Consider the following 1130-nt stretch of genomic DNA (forward strand, 5'->3'; position numbering starts at 1 on the left):
GGTCAGCGAACGTAGTTGGAACTGGCTGGGTGCCTGGCTGCACTGGCTGTATCCGCTGCGTGGCGGGACGCTGGATCGCTGGTGGGGCGACATCGTCATCTACCTGTCGCTGGCAGCCACGCTGATGACCCTGCTGGGCATCGTCGTGGGCCTGCTGCGCTGGCGTTTCGCCAAGCCCTATCGCAGTGGCGCACGCAGCCCCTATCGGGGGCTGGCCCGCTGGCACCACATCGGCGGCCTGGCGTTCGGCGCGCTGGTGCTGACCTGGATATTCAGTGGCCTGATGTCCATGAACCCCTGGCGCCTGTTCACGACGCCCACGCCGCTCGACATGGCCGCTTACCAGGGCGCGGAGCTGCGTGCCGAGGCGTTCCCGCTACCTGCGCAGCAGGCCATCGCGCGCCTGCGCGAGGCGGGGCTGAACGCACGTGAGCTGCACTGGCGTCTGGTCGGTGGGCGCGCCTATATGCAGGGTGTCGATGCCAGTGGCGCCACGGCGCTGCTGCCGGCGGATGGCGACGGCACGCTGCTGCACGGCCTGACGGACGCGGAGCTGCTGCGCGCCGCGCAGGCGATCCGCCCGCAGGAGCGGTTGCAGGTCGAGCGCCTGAACGCCTACGACTTCTACTACTACGCCCGCGCCGAGCACAGCATGCTCGGTCATCTGGAGCGACCGTTGCCGGTCCTGCGGGTACGTTTCGACGACCCGGCACAGACCTGGCTGCACCTCGATCCGCGTACGGGGTCGGTAGTGGGCCGGCTCGACGCAGGTCAGCGCACGTCGCGCTGGTTGTTCGCCCTGTTGCACAGCTGGGACTGGTTGCCGCTGTTGCAGAACCGGCCGCTGTGGGATGGCTGGATGTGGCTGGCGAGCCTGGGCGGCCTGCTCATCTGTCTCAGCGGCACGCTGCTGGGCTGGCGTCGCCTGCGTCGTCGTCCGCGACCGTCGCCGAGCAGGGCTCGGCCTGCGCGCAGCGCTGGCCGCCGTGACACGTTGTACCCTTGACCCATGATTCGATTTCAAACCCGGAGGTAATACCATGACCCTGAAGAAAACCCTGCTCGGCCTGACGCTGTTGCTGCCGGCGCTGTTCGCTCAAGCCCACGAGTACGAGGTCGGCCAACTGCAT

Annotated in this window: 1 protein-coding gene; it reads left to right on the plus strand. The window is 68.2% G+C overall.

Translation table 11 applies throughout. The annotated features are described in order from the left end of the window. Positions 1 to 1006 (plus strand): hypothetical protein (locus J0A65_RS23770; protein WP_206596746.1); only part of this gene is annotated, 1006 nt, incomplete at its 5' end. Positions 1007 to 1130: the final 124 nt, after the last annotated feature.

The organism is Bowmanella yangjiangensis (assembly GCF_017255015.1).
In the GTDB taxonomy this organism is placed as follows: domain Bacteria; phylum Pseudomonadota; class Gammaproteobacteria; order Enterobacterales; family Alteromonadaceae; genus Bowmanella; species Bowmanella yangjiangensis.